Raw genomic sequence first — 14478 nt, 5'->3', positions numbered from 1 at the left:
GAACGGCAGGACGGTCACGCCGTCGGATCCGATGGCGACCGATTCGGCCAACCGATCCATCTCCTTGTAGGAGAGGTCGCCCAGCAGCCGCTTGGTCCACGCGTTGAGGATGCCGGCGCCATTGATGCAGAGCAGCACGCCCAAACGCGATTCGGAAGCGGCGTGGTTGACGTGGGCGAACGTGTTGACGCGCGACTGCGGGTCGTACTTTTTCTGGTCGGTCACGCCGTAGACGACGCCGGAGGTGCCGGCGGTGGCGGCGATTTCGCCGGGGTTGAGCACGTTGAGCGACAGCGCGTTGTTGGGCTGGTCGCCGCCGCGGTAGGAAACCGGGGTGCCTTCGGCCAACCCGAACTCGGCGGCGGCCGCGGCGGTCAGTTGGCCCTGATCGCCGAACGTGGGAACGATCTTGGGCAGCAGCTCGGACCGGAACCCGAAATGGTCCAGCAGGAATCCGGCGGGCATTTCCTCCTGGTAATCCCAGAACATGCCCTCCGAAAGGCCGGAGGCGGTGGTGCGCGCCGCGCCGGTCAGCTTCATCGCCAGCCAGTCGCCGGGCAGCATGATCTGGTCGATCCGCTCATAAATGCCCGGCTGGTTTTCCTTCACCCACGCCAGCTTCGAGGCGGTGAAGTTGCCGGGCGAATTCATCAGGTGCGACAGGCATTTTTCGGGGCCGATCGCATCGAAGGCGGCCTGGCCGTAGGGCACGGCGCGGGAATCGCACCAAATGATGGCGGGGCGCAGGACGTTCTGGTCCTTGTCGACACAGACGAGGCCGTGCATCTGGTAGGCGATGCCGACCGCCTTGACCTCTTCCGGCTGGGCGCCGGCTTCCTTCATCGCGGCGCGCACGGCATCGCGGGCGCAGTCGTACCAGCGCTGCGGATCCTGCTCGGCGAAACCCGGCTCGGGCGACTCGATCGCCTGCTCGGTTTTCGGGTAGAACGCGCTGCCCGCGCATTGCCCGGTGGCCACCTCCAGCAACGAGGCCTTGACCGACGAACTTCCAACATCGATTCCCAATAAAAACATCTTTTCTCCTTTTCGATTAAACAGCCTTAGTTGCCGGGGACCCAAGCAAACCAGTTTAGGTTAAACAGGTTGCCGGAGCCGCCTTTGTAGCAAAGATACAGCGTGTGGGTGCCGCTGACCCCGTCGAGCGTGGTCGAAAGGGTTTTATAGTTGTCCCAACCGCCCGTGGTGGCAACGGGAATCGAACCGACGAGCTTCCCCGTTGGGCGATCCAGACGCAGCTCGATGGTGCCCCCCTGGTTCTTGGCCGAGACCCGCACGTAGAACGGGATCTTCGCGGCGGGGTTGCTGCCGAAGTCGATCGCTTCGTAGCCCGTCCAATCCCCGTTCGCAATAAACCCGAGCCCCCGGCTGTCGCCGCCGTCGGATTGGTTCCGCACCTTCGTGCCGGACTGTTCGGCAAAATCTTCCGCCTCCTGCCGGCGGCTCCCCTTCGCGAGGGCGGCTTCGGCGGCCGATGCCGCGCGGTCCCCCAGCGTGTAGACGATCGGTTCGATGGCGCCGTCCTGGCGGAAGGTCATTTTATCGAAGCAGGCCGAGCGGCGGCAGCCCGAGCCCCCGTTCACGTCGCCGCGATGATAGAAGAAATACCACTGGCCCTTGAATTCGACGACGGAGGCGTGGTTGGGCGAGGAGGGCGCATCGGGGGCCAGCTCGCCTTTGAAGGTTGCGTACTGCGGCAGGGGCGAATCCGCCATCCAATATTGGGTGACTTTGCCGACCCGCGCGTGGAAATAGTAGATCCCGTTGCGCTTGAAAACGTGGACGGCCTCGTTCACGGGTTCCTTGCTCAGCCGGACCCACGGGCCGTCGAGCTCGACCATGTTGTCCTTCAGCTTGGCCCCCATGATGTGCGATCCCTTGTCCCCGAGGTCGACCTTGTGGTCGTTGCCGTAGATATAGGCCTGCCCGTCGTCGTCCACGATCACGGTCGGGTCGAAAATGGTGGTGATCTTGCCGCTGACCGCCGCCTCCCACGGCCCCACGGGCGAGCGGCTCCTGGAGACGCCGATGTGCGTCTTGTCGTAGGGGAAATAGAAATAGTACCAGCCGTCCTTGTAGGCGACGTCGGGGGCGTTCATCTGGCCGTTGGCCCAGCTGTATTCGCGGGGTTTGAGCACCACGCCGTGGTTGGTCCACGTCTTGAGATCGGCCGACTCCAGCACGAGGTAATCCTGCATGCTGGAATAATTTTTCGCATCGGGCTGGTCGTGCGAACAGTAGACATAGACCTTGCCGTCGAAGACCTCGGCGGCCGGGTCGGCGGCATAGAGGAATCCCGGATCGGTATCCCGTAAAATGGGATTTCCGGCGGCGCCCCCCAATGGCACCCGCGCACGCATCGACGCCTCCGCTTCCTCCAGTTTTTTCGAGAGGTTTTCCGCTTTTTCGGGATACTGCCGAACGAGATTCTTCGATTCCCCCACGTCCTGCGAAAGATCGTAGAGCTCGGCGTCCTTCTTTTTCCGCACATATTTCCAGTTGTCGCAGCGGATGGCGTCGCCCCGATAGAGGAAGAAGTCGCGCTTGGGCGCATCGCTGAAATTTCCGGTCAACACGGTTCGGATATCCAAGCCATCGAGGGTCCGGTCTTGCGGCGGCGGGGTGTCCGCGAGCGCCGCGAAGGTCGGCAGCAGGTCGAGGGTCGAGGTTTGCACCTCGCAGACCGACCCCGCCGGCACCGTGCCGGGTTGCCAGGCAATGCACGGCACGCGGCAGCCGCCTTCGTATGCGCTGAACTTGCCGTCCCGCAAAGGCCCGGCATTTCCGGCCGCTTCCTTCTTGCTCAGCCACGGGCCGTTGTCGGAGGTGAAGATGACCAGCGTCTTTTTTTCGAGCCCGTTTTCGCGCAGCGTTTGGAGGATTTGGCCGACCGACCAATCCAGCTCCTCGATCACGTCGCCGAACAGCCCGCGCTCCGTCTTTCCCGCAAACGCCGCCGAAGCATGCAACGGCGTGTGGGGCATCGAATGCGCCAGATAGAGGAAGAACGGTTTTTCCTTGTTTTCGGCAATGAACGCCTGCGCTTTTTCGGTGTAGCGGCGGGTGAGCTGCGATTGGTCCACGGGCCATTCGATCACCTCGGTCCCCGACATCAACGGCACCTTGTTTCTGTGGGACGTGCGGTCGTTGACTTTATGGTTGAGGTAGTCGCTACGGCCCATCCCCTCGTTGAAGACCACCTGCTTGGCGAGCGGCGTTGCGGGGTCTTCCCACATGTCGTTGCTGTAGGGGATTCCGAAGTAGAGGTCGAACCCCTGGGCGGGCGGCAGGAATTCGGGCCGGTGGCCCAGATGCCACTTGCCCACGAGCGCGGTTTGGTAACCCGCCGGCTTGAGCACTTCCGCAATCGTGATTTCCGAGGGCGGCATTCCGTCGTGGCTGGTTGGGAAATAGACCTTTCCGTCATGGCCCCAGCGTTCGGCAAAGCGACCCGTGAGCAGTCCGGCGCGCGAGGGGGTGCAGACCGAGCTCGACGCCGAGAAATCGGTGAAGCGCATGCCCTCCTGCGCCATGCGGTCCAGTGCGGGCGTTTCGTAGCCCTCGGCGCCATAGCAGCCGAGATCCCCGTAGCCCAGGTCATCGGCGAAGATGACGATGAAGTTGGGGGTTTGCGCAAACGCCGCCAGCGAAAGACCGCAGACGAGCCCCCCGATCAACGCAGGGCTCCGATCGAAAAATCTTCTAACCATTGTCTTGTTCCTCTGGCGGAATGTTCTTCCGAATGACCGTGCGCTTCGGCTGCGCATCAATCGCCACCTACCCATTGAAACCCGTATGCTCCCATTTCCATCGCGCTCCAGCCTTGAATATCTTCCCAAATAAAAGCACTATATTCCCATGCTATGAATTCGACTATTGCAGATGGAATACACTACTTCGGCCATACGGGCTTCCCTTTGGCGGTGCGGCGGGTGCAAACCGAGTCGGACCATGCGCCTTCGCACCCGCACGATCTAACCGAAATCGAGCACAGCCACGATTTTTGCGAGCTGGTGGTCGTGACGCGCGGAAGTGCCATGCACATGCTCGAGGGGGCCGCCTTCCCGGTAACCGCCGGCGACGTGTTTCTGCTGCAGGGGCGCCAACGGCACTACTTTTTCGAGCGGACTAATCTCGACCTGATCAACATCATGTATGACCCGGAGAAAATCGCGCTGCCGGAAAACGAGTTGCGGCGGATGCCGGGCTATTGCGCGATGTTCCTGCTCGAACCCAGCTACCGCCGCCAGCACCGCTTTGCGAGCCGGCTGCACCTCAAACGGGTTCCGCTCGCCCAGGTCGAGCGGCTGGCCGAGGAGATGGAACGCGAGTGCGAACGGGAGATCCCGGGACGGGAGGTGGCGCTCCGCGCCAAACTGCTCGAGCTGATGGTTTTCCTGTCGCGGGCATATACCGGGTCCGATGCCACCGAGGCCCACGCCCTGCTCCGCGTCGGCCACGTGATCGGCGCGCTCGAAAACGATTTTTCCCGCGACTGGAAGCTGGCGGAATTGCTCGATATTGCCCATATGTCGCGTAGCAACCTGATGCGGGTCTTCCGCAAGGCCACCGGGCAGACGCCGATCGAATACCTCGTTCGCCTGCGGATCCAGCGGGCGATGGCGATGCTTCGGAACACCGACCTGAGCATCACCGAGATTGCCATGGCGGTCGGATTCAACGACAGCAACTACTTTACGCGCCAGTTCCGGCGCATCCTCGGCGAGTCGCCGCGCAGCTTCCGCCAAGGCAAGGCCTGAAGCCGCTAGAGATTTGCCCTCTCTGACCCTCTCTCTGTAATTTCGCACAGGACAATAAAGAATTTTGACAAGCTTCCTACCCCTGGGCTACAACGTATAGACAAAGGGAAACAATCAGTAGACCATCCATAAAAAGAGAGAAACCCATGGTTAAGAAATATCCATTTCAGGATGCGAAGGCGATCATCCACACCGTATGCGATGCGGCGAAGGCCGGAGACTTCGATACGCGCGACGCATTCATGAGCATGCTGGAGCGCAACCCGCACCTCGCGGTGCAGGGCTACAATGCGTTCGGCAAGATCTTCTTCTGGAACGAGGCGGCGGTCGGCCTGTATGGCTACCGGGAAGCGGAGGCGGTCAACCAGGACATTTTCGAGTTGATCATCCCCAAAGAAATGCGGCCTCTGGCGCGGGCCCAGGTGGAAGTGGCCCGCAAGACCGGAAAGATGACGGAAGCCGGCGCCTGCGATCTGCTGCGCGAGACGGGCGAGTTCGTGACGATCTATTCCGGACACCTGGTTTTCCAGTGGGAAAACGGCCCGCAGGAATTCTACTGCGTCGACCTGGCCCTGGAGACCGAGGCCGACGCGCTGGCTACGGCCCCTTGACCACGTAGATCCAGACCGGGATCGTAACCACGCTCAAGGCGGTGCTCAGCAAGAGCATGGACGAGACGAAGCCGCGCTCAACGCCCATTTGGCAACTGATCACATACATCGCCACGGCGCTCGGCGCCGCCGAAAGGATGACCGCAACGCCCCGTGCGGCCTCGCCCGCATCTGGGCAGAAAAACCGGATCAGCAACAGCGTGGCAAGCGGCAGCAGCACCAGCTTGCAGCCGACCGTCCACGCCAGCGCGCCGAGGTGCGAACGCGTCTGCTCCCACTTCAGCGAGGCTCCGATGGAAAGCAGTGCCAGCGGCAGCCCCATGCTGCCGATCAGCTTCAGGAACGACCCGATCAATGTCGCCGACGCCACCACGGGCCCCGGGAGCCGCAACGCCCCGTCGGCCCCCCGGCACTGTTCGGCCAGCAGCGCAACGGCAACGCCCGCCGCGGCGGAAAGCAGGATCGGGTTCAGCAACGCCTTGCGGATGCCGGCGCCCGGCTGCGGTTGCCCGTATCCGCGCCGTGCAAGCCAATGAGCAGATAGCTTCCCAGAATGAAGAAGGGCACCACGAAGCCGTTGTAGATGGCGGCCTTCGCCAGCCCCTCGGACCCGAATGCGTTTTGACAGAGCGGCAGGCCGATGTAGGTGGCGTTCGCCCAGTAGGTGCCATAGGTGAACGCCGCGGCGAACCCGCCGCGGTAGCCGCGCAACCGGGCGATGCCCATCGTCAGCAAGGCCACCGCCGCAAGGCCGATCAGCGGCATGACCACCACCGCCGGGTCGAAGAACGAATCGAACCGCTGCCGCGCCACCTCGTTGAAAATCAGCGCCGGAAGCGAAAAGGTGTAGACCAGCCAGTTGATGAACCGTCCGTGCTCCTCCGTGATCCGCCCCTTCGTTCCCAACAATTTCCCGAGCCCCAGTACGGCGAATACCGGAACGCTGATCACCAAAACATCCATTGCCCTTGAAAAATCCATCGGCGAACCATGCGCAAAGCCGCCGCCGCAAACAAGCCCCTATCGGCGCCTATTCCTCAACGGGCTGGTAGAGGAGTTCCTGGAAAAGGGCTTTCTTGTCGGGGGCCTTGAGCCATGCGTCGAGCTTGGGTAGCGCCTCGATCTGGTCGCGCTTGCGCAGGGATTCGTAGGCCGCGAGCATGGCGGCAAAGCCTTCCGCCTCGCCGCCCGAGGCCAGTTGCCGCGGAATCACGACCTTGAGCATGCCCGACATGTAGGCCATCACAAGCAGGTCGGCCGCGGCGGGCTTGTCGAAGCCGTCCGGCCAGGCAAAGAGATGCGGATAGATGTTGAGGTTGCCCATGGTCAGAACCTTTTCGCTGATGCGTTGCGCGGCCGAGCGGCCGGCATAGCTGGCCGGATCGCGCACCAGCACATCGCACGCCGCGAGCAGCAACTCCTCTTCGGTGCGCCCGCCCTTGATCGCGGCGGCCAGCTGCTCGACGAACTGTTCCGCCATGAGGCGCGCATCCTTGCCGTTGGCCACATCGAACGTAAACCGCACCTTGAAAAAACGGTGGTGGGCGGCCGTAACGTAGACCGATTCGATGCGCGGGACGTTTTTCGAGCCGCCGTCCACCTCCCGGGGTTGCAGGAACCCGTAGACCGTGTTGGCGAATTGCACCGCCCCGTCTTTCGGCACCACCGTCGCGCCGCGCTTGCGGATGTTGGAGATCGCCCCGACCTTTTGCTGGCGCTCGTGGTCGTGCTCGACAATCTGCATGAGCTCGGCGATGCCGTCCACGGCGTGTCCGGTTTCGATGGAAGGCCGCCCAAGGTCGAAGACGGAAAGCTCCAGCCCGAAGTCCTCGCCGCGCTTGTAGTAGAGCGTATAGCCCAACTCCCGGGCTTCGTACTTCTCGACCTGCTCGCACTCCATCCCGCCCAGCACGGCGGGATACACCAGCCCGAGATCGAAATCAACCAATGCGGAATCCGACCAAACGACCGGCGCAACGCAACAAACAACAAGACCCAGCCACTTCATAATTTCCCCCTTGCGTAAAGCGGCATGATACAAGGATCGGACCCGATTTCAACGCAAAGCCCATGCTTTGAAAAATCGAGTCTTTCAATCGACCGGGCTTGCAGTAGAGTCTTGTCGAGTCAAGCGGAGGATGCGGCATGCCATTCAATATCGAATACGACGCGGACGACGATCTCATCGTCGCCACGTTCACCGGCGAAGTCACCATGCCGCTGGTAAAGGACTACCTCGCGGCCTTGCTGCCCGTACTGGAAAAAACCGGCTGCCGACGGCTCCTGAGCGATTCGCGCAACGCCAAGCTCAACGTGACCGCCATGGACATCCTTCGATTTCCGAAAATAGCGGACCTCTCGCCGCTCACGGCCACCCTGCGCCGGGCCGTTCTGGCTGCGCCGGGAACCAGCGGATACGAACTCTACGAAACCCTCTCGAATGCCCAGGGGCAAAACGTACGCCTCTTCCCGTCCCGCGCCGAGGCCATGAAGTGGCTGCTGGCGGAGGGCGAATAAGTTCGCCTTGCATCGCGATTCGCGCGGCGCGTATAGTCCGCGCTCCTTCAACCCCGGATGAGACATGAGTTTGGATGCCCTGCACAACCTATTGCTGGAACAACCGCTGATCGTGCTGTTTGCGCTGATCGCAAGCGGGTTGATATTGGGTAGCGTGACGATCAAGGGCATCAACCTCGGCAGCTCGGGCGTACTGTTCACGGCGCTGTTGGCGGGCCACCTCGGCTACGCCATTCCGGCGGGCGTCGGCACGCTCGGACTGGTGCTGTTCGTCTACTGCGTCGGCATCGGCGCGGGCGACCGCTTCTTTGCCTCGCTGGTGCGCGAGGGCACCGCCCTGGCCAAGCTGGCCGTGCTGATCGTGGCGCTCGGCGCCGCCATGACGTGGGCGGGCGCAACGCTGCTCGACCTCCCGACCGGGCTGGCGGCCGGCATTTTCGCCGGGGCGCTCACCAGTACCCCGGCGCTGGCCGCCGCCACCGAAGGCATGGCCGGCCTGGGCGGAGGCAATGCCGTGAGCATCGGCTATGGCATCGCCTACCCCTTCGGCGTCATCGGCGTCGTGCTCTTCGTCCAAATCCTGCCGCGCATCCTCAAGCTCGACCTCGACGCCGACGCGGATGCCCCCAACACCGACTGCGGCAACCGCGTTGAAAACGTGCTGGTCGAGGTCGCCAACCCGAACCTCTATGGCCAACGCATCGCCGAATCGGGCGTCACCAACTTCAATGCCATCCAGATCAGCCGCATCTATGCCGGCGGGTGCCTCGTGCCGCTGCGCTACGACGATGTCTTCGAGGAAGGCCAAATCCTGCTGGTCGTCGGCCGCCGCTGCGAAATGCAGATCGCGATCGACTTCATCGGCCACCGCTCCGACCGCAAGCTGCCGCGCGATGTCGAAAACGAGCGCCAAAGCCTGGTGGTCACTTCCTCCGCGTTCATCGGCCAAAAGCTGGGCGACCTCGCCCCGTTGCGCAACTATGGCGTGGTCATCACCCGCATCACCCGCCTCGGCCTCACCTTCGTTCCGAACGCCAACACGGTCATCGAACGCCACGACCACTTCACCTGCGTCGGCCGGGTCGACGACCTCAAGAAATTTTCCGTGGCGGTGGGCCACCGCAGCAGCGCGGTCGATGCCACCTGCCTGCTGTCGCTCTCGGTCGGGCTGACGCTGGGGATCCTGCTCGGCATGTTGCCGTTCGGGTTGCCGGGCGGCACGCCGATCACCCTCGGTCTGGCGGGCGGCCCGCTTTTCGTGGCGCTGGTCCTCGGCCACTTCGGCAAGATCGGGCCGATCGTCGGCTTCATCCCGCGCCAAACCCGCATGCTGTTGCAGGAACTTGGCCTCGTCTTCTTTTTGGCCAATGCGGGCGTGCGCGGCGGCGGCGCGCTGGTGAGTACGCTGCAGGAACACGGCGTCATGCTCTTCGCGCTCGGCGTCTGCGTTTCGTGCCTGCCCCTGATCGTCGCCTGGCCCATCGCCTCCACCTATTTCAAGATGCCCCCGTTGCAGGCCCTCGGCGGCATCTGCGGCGGCATGACCTCCACCCCCGCCCTCGGGGCCCTCACCGCCAAGACCGACTCCCAAACCCCGGTCATCAGCTATGTCTCCGCCTACCCCGTCGCCCTCATCTTCATGATCATCGGCTCCAAGCTGCTGATTAAACTGCTGGGATGATCGTCCGCGAAACCCATCTGGTTCCGGCGGGCATAAACGGAGTTCGGCTCTCCGATTACGCCCGGACGATTTTCGAATCGCTCCCCTCCCGCAAAGGCGTTGCGAAAGCGATCAAGCGCGGCGAGATTTTCATCAACGGGGCCCCCGCCGGCAGCGGCGATTGGGTCGAAGCCGGGCAGACCCTCGAACTGGTGGACCTTCAGCAACGCGCGCCGAAAATCTTTCCGCTTCCACTCGAAACGGTCTTCGAGGACGACGACCTCGCCGTCATCAACAAGCCGCCGGGCATCGAGGTCAGCGGCAACAAGTTCAAGACCGTTGAAAATGCGCTGGCCGGCAGCCTGAAGCCTTCGCCGCGGCCCGACGCGTTGCGCTGGCCGCGCCCGGTGCATCGGCTGGACTATTCCACCAGCGGCCTGCTGCTGGTCGCCAAGACGGCGGGCGCGCAGCGGCTTTTGGGACAAGGCTTCGAAGAGCGCCGCATCCACAAACGCTATTGCGCCGTGGTGATGGGCCCCATCCGCTCGGGGGGCAGCATCGACGAACCGATCGACGGCCTGGCGGCAACAAGCCGCTACGAGCCGATCGAAATCGTCCCCTCGCTTCGCAGCGGCCACCTCACTTTGGTGGACCTTTTTCCAGAAACCGGACGCACGCATCAGCTACGCATCCACATGGCGTCCATCGGCCATCCGATCGTCGGCGACCCAAAATATGGCGAACCCGGAAACACCCTGAAAGGCAAAGGGCTTTTTTTGGCAGCGGTCGAACTCCGCTTCCCCCACCCGGCCACGCAACAGGAAACAACCGTCTCCATCGACGTCCCGCCCAAGTTCGCCTCCCTGCTGGCCCGCGAAAGGCAACGCTGGAATAAATTCAACGGTTAACCTAACCCGGCAACATATATTATCTGCCAGCCCTCCTACTTACGGCCGGTGGCGGAAGACACCGGATCGGAATCCGGCGCTACGGACGGCCGGAGAAATAATGCCTCACTATGGACTTGGGTTTCAACTAGCGGAGGCTATACAATTCCGGCTTAACTTTAAGGAATATGAATGGCTGACTACTCTTCAATACGCGTTTTGGTGATCGACGACGAACCGGCGATCTGCTCCAGCCTGTCCGCCTTTCTGGAGGATTATGGCTTTCGCGCGTCTACGGCGGAAAGCGCCGAAGAGGCGCTGGATTTGATGAAAAGCAACGTCTACGACGTGTGCATCGTCGACATGCGTTTGCCGGGTATGAGCGGAGAAGACCTGATTCTCCAAGCCAAGGAGCGCTACCCCGATCAGCGGCACATCATCTACACGGGGTCGATCTCGTACAATCTATCCGATAGTCTCAAGGCGCTCGGCATGCGCCCGGAGCATGTGTTTCTGAAACCGGTTCGCGTCCTGACCCTGCTGGTTAAATGCATCAAGGAACTCGCGGCCGGCAAACCGGCAAAATGAGCCCCGACCCACAACCCAGAAAAGTACTGGTGATCGAGGACGAGACGCCCGTCCGCGAGAGCTTCCGCAATTTTCTTGAGGACCAGCTCTATACCGTTTTCGAAGCATCCAACGGGCAGGACGGCATCGAACTCTTCGAGCGGTGCCAACCCGACGTGGTGCTGATCGACCTGCGAATGCCCGTAATGAACGGGCACCAGGTGCTCGAAAAGCTGGTGGCCCAGTCGCCGGACACCCCGCTGATCATCGTTTCGGGAACCGGGCATATCGGCGACACGATCGAGGCGCTCCACCTCGGTGCCTGGGACTACCTTCTCAAACCCGTGACCGACCTCAACATGCTCGACCACGCCATCAAGACCGCCTTGGAACGGGCGCGCCTGATCGCCGAAAACCGCCAATACCAGCAAGACCTGGAAAAACTGGTCGAAGAGCGCACTTCGGACCTCAACGGCAAGGTCGAGGAACTCACCCGCATCAACCGGATGGCCCTGGGCCGCGAACGCCGCATCATCGAACTCAAGCGCCAGATCAACAACCTGCATGCCGAACTGGGCCGCGGGCCGCAGTATGGCTCGCCCGACTTGGTCGCCGAAGATCCGAGCCTGCTGGACTAAGCCCGCCATGCCCGAATCCGTTGCCATCATCATGCGCGCGAAAAACGAGATGCCGCATGTCCGGCGCGCACTCGACATGCTGGCGCGGCAGACCTGCGGCGGCGACTTCGATCTTTTCGCCGTCGATTCCGGCTCGACCGACGGCACGCTCGAAGCGCTCGAGGAATACGGGGCGAACCTGGTCCGCATTTCGCCGGAAGCCTATGTGCCCGGCAAAGTGCTCAACGAAGCCATTGCCGCAACCCGCCACGAAACCATCGTGTTTTTGAATGCCGACGCGGTTCCGCAATCCACCGACTGGTTGGAAAACCTCCTCCGGCCGCTGCGGGAAAACCTGGCCGACGCGGTCTTCAGCAAGCAGATCGCCCGGCCCGACGCAACGTTCATCGTGGCCTACGACTACGAACGCGCCTACGACCCCGCCAAGATCGAGCCCGGCTTTTTCTCCGCCGTCGCCTGCGCCTTCCGGCGCAAGCTGTGGGAGCAGACGCGCTTTCCCGAAGAGGGCTATGCGGAGGACGTGCGCTGGGCCAAGGCATGCCTGGAAACCGGGGCGCGCATCCGCCCGGTTCCGGAGTCCGTTGTTGAACACTCGCACAACTATACGCTCGCGGAGCTGCGCCAAAAACGGTTTCGCCAGGCCCGGGCCCTGCGCATCGCGACCGGTCCGCTCGCGCAAACCGGGAAATGCCTGCGCGAAATCATCCGCGACCTGCTACACGCGATCGTCCGCTTCAAGCTCCACACCATCCCGTACAACCTCGCCTACCGCATCGCCATCCATCGCGGCGTCTTTTCCGGCCGGGCCTAAGCCGCCGGGCGGCTAGAGGCCGAGAAACAGGATGGCCAGCCCCGAGAGGCCGACGGCGGCGCCGGCAAGGGCGTGGCTGAAGCGCTCGAGCGGCGCCACTTTGACGAAGCGGATGCCCCACGATGCAACCCATACCACGGTCAACATGGTTCCGACGGTTGCCACGGCAAAGATGCCCGCCACCAGCAGCATCCCGCGACCGCTGTGCTCCGCGGCCGGATACATGATGAGCGGAATCAGCGGTTCGCACGGGCCGAGAACGAAAATGGTGAAGAGGACCCAGGGCGTGATGGTGCGCGGCTTCGCTTCGTGCGGGTGGGCGTATTCATGGAGATGGGCGTGCTTGTGTTCGTGGACGGTGTCGCCCTCGTGGACGTGGGCGTGGGTGTGCGGTTTGTTCTTGATGGCGCGGTGGATGCCCCAGACGCAATAGGTGAACCCGAAAACAACCAGCAATTGCGCGGCGAGATTGCCGCGCCACGCCTCGAAGAGCTCCAGCTTGCCGAGGGCCACCCCCAGCGACGCGCCGGCGAGACCGAGCGCAACCGAGCCGGCCACATGGCCGATCCCGCACAGAAACGTGATCCACAGGGTCTTGGCCGTCGTCCATTGGCGCGCCTTGCCCATGACGATGAAAGGCAGGTAGTGATCGGGGCCCGCCAGCGTATGGCCCAAGCCGATCAGCGCCGCGGTTCCCGCCAAGATGGATAATGCATCGCCCATGATTTGCGCAACTTGCACTTTCGGCCGGGGAAAGTCGAACGCAATATTGGCTTTGCGCTTCGTCGGCAAATCGACTTAAGTACCCACATGCCCGCGAACAAGACAACCCGGCTTGGACTGCTGACCGACCTGCACTACGACGGCGGCGCCCAGGCCATGAACCGGCTTTACGAAGCCATTGCCGCCCTCAATGCGGGCGATGTGGCGGGATTGCTGCTGATGGGCGACTTGGCGAACGGCAACAGCGAATCGCACGCGAAGCGGCTGCTGCGCGAGGTTTCGGCGCTGTGCGACGGGTTCAACGGCCCCGTCTGGTACATGCCGGGCAACCACGATCTGGACCACCTTTCCAAAGCGCAGTTCTATCTCGCGCTGGGCCACGCGGGGGCCCCATCGCGGTTCCATTTCGAACTCGGCGGCTATGGCTTCATCTGCCTCGATGCCAATTTCCGGCCGGATGGCGTGGCATACGACCACGGCAACTTCGAGTGGCCATCCGCCGCGGTGCCGGCGGAGCAGCTCGATTGGTTGCGCGGGAGGCTGGCGGCCTCGCTGTTGCCCGTGGTGGTGGTGAGCCACCAGCGGATCGACAAGGCGTGCACCCACGCCGTGCGCAACCTTGCCGAGGTGCGCGAATTGTTTTCGCTCGCGGGCAAGGTGAAAGCGGTCGTTCAGGGGCATAACCACACCGACGACCTGCTGCAGGTGGACGGCGTGCCGTGCTACACCCTGAGCGCCCATGTCGACGACGCGGGTCCCGCCGTGCTGGAGCTCGGCGCCAAGGGGATCCGCCTGCTACGCGACTTCCGGCCGGCAGGAACCGATTGAGCATGAAAGCGTGCCCGCTCAACGAACACGATTTTCTGCACGCCCATGAACGCGGCGAGCACCGCGTTGCGATGGTGCTGGGGCTGACGCTGGTCACGATGGCGGTGGAGATTGTTTCGGGAATGATCTTCAATTCGATGGCGCTGACGGCGGATGGCTGGCACATGGGCACGCACGCCGCCGCGTTCGGCATCACGATCTTCGCCTACCGCTATGCCCGCAAACATGCGGCGAATCCGCGCTTCAGTTTCGGAACGGGAAAGGTCGGCGCCCTCGGCGGCTTCGCCAGCGCGGTGGCGCTCGGCGTGGTTGCGCTGATCATGGCGGCCGAGTCGATCCACCGGATCGTTGCGCCGCAGCAGATCCGCTTCAACGAAGCGATTCTCGTTGCGGGGGTCGGCTTGCTGGTGAATTTGGCATCGGCCTACCTGCTCAAAGGCGAGCCCCACCACCACGGG

16 protein-coding genes are annotated in these 14478 nt (G+C 62.9%); 10 read left to right on the top strand and 6 right to left on the bottom strand.

The window, feature by feature from the left end; translation table 11 throughout:
- Together ABYO54_RS05295 and ABYO54_RS05290 are read right to left on the bottom strand one after the other, a co-directional pair.
- The coding region (locus ABYO54_RS05295) for a xylulokinase (protein ID WP_372807201.1) at positions 1–1035 on the bottom strand (1035 nt) is incomplete at its 3' end.
- 26 nt (positions 1036–1061) lie between these two features.
- Positions 1062–3728 (bottom strand): sulfatase-like hydrolase/transferase, encoded by a 2667-nt coding sequence (locus tag ABYO54_RS05290; protein WP_372807200.1) that lies wholly within the window; start codon positions 3726–3728, stop codon positions 1062–1064.
- A 222-nt stretch (positions 3729–3950) separates the two neighbouring features.
- On the opposite strand from ABYO54_RS05290, the gene ABYO54_RS05285 reads away from it, so the two are divergent.
- Together ABYO54_RS05285 and ABYO54_RS05280 are read left to right on the top strand one after the other, a co-directional pair.
- A complete protein-coding gene (locus tag ABYO54_RS05285) occupies positions 3951–4778 on the top strand; it encodes an AraC family transcriptional regulator (protein ID WP_372807199.1) in 828 nt (275 codons plus the stop codon).
- 146 nt (positions 4779–4924) lie between these two features.
- Positions 4925–5389: a PAS domain-containing protein gene (locus tag ABYO54_RS05280; RefSeq protein WP_372807198.1), complete on the top strand. Its 465-nt coding sequence runs from the start codon at positions 4925–4927 to the stop codon at positions 5387–5389.
- Here the strand turns inward: ABYO54_RS05280 and ABYO54_RS05275 are convergent.
- From ABYO54_RS05275 to ABYO54_RS05265, 3 genes are all read right to left on the bottom strand, one after another.
- On the bottom strand, positions 5376–5864 hold the full coding sequence (locus ABYO54_RS05275) for an AEC family transporter (protein WP_372807197.1): 489 nt from the start codon (positions 5862–5864) through the stop codon (positions 5376–5378). The genes ABYO54_RS05280 and ABYO54_RS05275 overlap by 14 nt on opposite strands.
- The gene (locus ABYO54_RS05270) at positions 5858–6352 is read right to left on the bottom strand and encodes an AEC family transporter (RefSeq protein WP_372807196.1); all 495 of its coding nucleotides are present in this window, start codon (positions 6350–6352) and stop codon (positions 5858–5860) included. Before ABYO54_RS05270 ends, ABYO54_RS05275 begins: the two co-directional genes overlap by 7 nt.
- A 67-nt stretch (positions 6353–6419) precedes the next feature.
- On the bottom strand, positions 6420–7397 hold the full coding sequence (locus ABYO54_RS05265; RefSeq protein WP_372807195.1) for a hypothetical protein: 978 nt from the start codon (positions 7395–7397) through the stop codon (positions 6420–6422).
- A gap of 137 nt (positions 7398–7534) precedes the next feature.
- On the opposite strand from ABYO54_RS05265, the gene ABYO54_RS05260 reads away from it, so the two are divergent.
- The 6 genes from ABYO54_RS05260 (at position 7535) to ABYO54_RS05235 (ending at position 12469) form a co-directional block, all read left to right on the top strand.
- On the top strand, positions 7535–7906 hold the full coding sequence (locus ABYO54_RS05260; RefSeq protein WP_372807194.1) for a hypothetical protein: 372 nt from the start codon (positions 7535–7537) through the stop codon (positions 7904–7906).
- A 64-nt stretch (positions 7907–7970) separates the two neighbouring features.
- Positions 7971–9587 (top strand): aspartate:alanine exchanger family transporter, encoded by a 1617-nt coding sequence (locus tag ABYO54_RS05255; protein WP_372807193.1) that lies wholly within the window; start codon positions 7971–7973, stop codon positions 9585–9587.
- Entirely contained in the window at positions 9584–10474 is an 891-nt protein-coding gene (locus ABYO54_RS05250; RefSeq protein ID WP_372807192.1) for an RluA family pseudouridine synthase, read from the top strand. The genes ABYO54_RS05255 and ABYO54_RS05250 overlap by 4 nt, the downstream gene beginning before the upstream one ends.
- A gap of 171 nt (positions 10475–10645) precedes the next feature.
- Positions 10646–11041, top strand: coding sequence for a response regulator (locus ABYO54_RS05245; RefSeq protein ID WP_372807191.1), 396 nt, complete (start codon positions 10646–10648; stop codon positions 11039–11041).
- Positions 11038–11658: a response regulator gene (locus tag ABYO54_RS05240; protein WP_372807190.1), complete on the top strand. Its 621-nt coding sequence runs from the start codon at positions 11038–11040 to the stop codon at positions 11656–11658. The genes ABYO54_RS05245 and ABYO54_RS05240 overlap by 4 nt, the downstream gene beginning before the upstream one ends.
- A gap of 7 nt (positions 11659–11665) precedes the next feature.
- Positions 11666–12469: a glycosyltransferase family 2 protein gene (locus ABYO54_RS05235; protein WP_372807189.1), complete on the top strand. Its 804-nt coding sequence runs from the start codon at positions 11666–11668 to the stop codon at positions 12467–12469.
- Between the two features lie 12 nt (positions 12470–12481).
- Here the strand turns inward: ABYO54_RS05235 and ABYO54_RS05230 are convergent, their stop codons facing one another.
- Complete coding sequence (locus ABYO54_RS05230) at positions 12482–13192, bottom strand: hypothetical protein (protein WP_372807188.1); 711 nt, start codon at positions 13190–13192, stop codon at positions 12482–12484.
- Between the two features lie 87 nt (positions 13193–13279).
- On the opposite strand from ABYO54_RS05230, the gene ABYO54_RS05225 reads away from it, so the two are divergent.
- On the top strand, positions 13280–14020 hold the full coding sequence (locus ABYO54_RS05225; protein WP_372807187.1) for a metallophosphoesterase: 741 nt from the start codon (positions 13280–13282) through the stop codon (positions 14018–14020).
- A gap of 2 nt (positions 14021–14022) precedes the next feature.
- A partial coding sequence (locus tag ABYO54_RS05220) for a cation diffusion facilitator family transporter (protein ID WP_372807186.1) occupies positions 14023–14478 on the top strand: 456 nt, incomplete at its 3' end.

The organism is Pontiella sp., assembly GCF_041622395.1.
Classification (GTDB): Bacteria; Verrucomicrobiota; Kiritimatiellia; order Kiritimatiellales; family Pontiellaceae; genus Pontiella.
This window is presented reverse-complemented; position numbering and strand designations above follow the sequence as displayed.

Bases quoted from the DNA above. Each gene is read 5' to 3' on its own strand.
- ABYO54_RS05225 (WP_372807187.1), top strand. From the start codon at position 13,280: ATGCCCGCGAACAAGACAACCCGGCTTGGACTGCTGACCGACCTGCAC.
- ABYO54_RS05240 (WP_372807190.1), top strand. From the start codon at position 11,038: ATGAGCCCCGACCCACAACCCAGAAAAGTACTGGTGATCGAGGACGAG.
- ABYO54_RS05250 (WP_372807192.1), top strand. From the start codon at position 9,584: ATGATCGTCCGCGAAACCCATCTGGTTCCGGCGGGCATAAACGGAGTT.
- ABYO54_RS05280 (WP_372807198.1), top strand. From the start codon at position 4,925: ATGGTTAAGAAATATCCATTTCAGGATGCGAAGGCGATCATCCACACC.
- ABYO54_RS05245 (WP_372807191.1), top strand. From the start codon at position 10,646: ATGGCTGACTACTCTTCAATACGCGTTTTGGTGATCGACGACGAACCG.
- ABYO54_RS05235 (WP_372807189.1), top strand. From the start codon at position 11,666: ATGCCCGAATCCGTTGCCATCATCATGCGCGCGAAAAACGAGATGCCG.
- ABYO54_RS05230 (WP_372807188.1), bottom strand. From the start codon at position 13,192: ATGGGCGATGCATTATCCATCTTGGCGGGAACCGCGGCGCTGATCGGC.
- ABYO54_RS05290 (WP_372807200.1), bottom strand. From the start codon at position 3,728: ATGGTTAGAAGATTTTTCGATCGGAGCCCTGCGTTGATCGGGGGGCTC.
- ABYO54_RS05270 (WP_372807196.1), bottom strand. From the start codon at position 6,352: ATGGATGTTTTGGTGATCAGCGTTCCGGTATTCGCCGTACTGGGGCTC.
- ABYO54_RS05260 (WP_372807194.1), top strand. From the start codon at position 7,535: ATGCCATTCAATATCGAATACGACGCGGACGACGATCTCATCGTCGCC.
- ABYO54_RS05265 (WP_372807195.1), bottom strand. From the start codon at position 7,397: ATGAAGTGGCTGGGTCTTGTTGTTTGTTGCGTTGCGCCGGTCGTTTGG.
- ABYO54_RS05255 (WP_372807193.1), top strand. From the start codon at position 7,971: ATGAGTTTGGATGCCCTGCACAACCTATTGCTGGAACAACCGCTGATC.